Below are 405 nucleotides of genomic sequence, written 5' to 3' on the forward strand. Positions count from 1 at the left end.
ACCATCTCAGGGATGCCAGAGGATTTTAGTGACTCATAGAAGAGCTTCAGCTCTTCCTTTACCACACTTATTTCATTTGTTCCAATTTCTTTCGCTTTTGAAAACCACTTCCGGTATTCTTCCTTTAGCTCATATGCTTTACTTAGTTCCTCTGACATTACTAAGTATCTTTCTAAATTCCAGCGTTCACCTTTTGTAAGCTGTTCTTGCGCCTTATGAAAAACATATCTCATGCGCTTGCACTTCTTACGATCATACGGGTGAAAGTCCTTTTGAATTCTTCTTCTCACTCCATCCAGTGCCCAATAAACATATCGACAAAAATGAAATCGATCGGCAACAATCACCGGTTTACCTAAAGCACTTTGAACGGCAGCTTTAAAGGAATGACTCATATCCATAATG

Annotated in this window: 1 protein-coding gene; it reads right to left on the minus strand. The window is 39.3% G+C overall.

The genetic code is table 11. From position 1 onward, the window contains the following. Window positions 1–405, minus strand: a 405-nt coding sequence (locus tag M3182_RS25780; protein WP_251560677.1) for a transposase, incomplete at both ends; no start/stop codon positions are given.

The organism is Mesobacillus maritimus (genome assembly GCF_023715205.1).
Lineage (GTDB): Bacteria > Bacillota > Bacilli > Bacillales > Cytobacillaceae > Mesobacillus_B > Mesobacillus_B maritimus_C.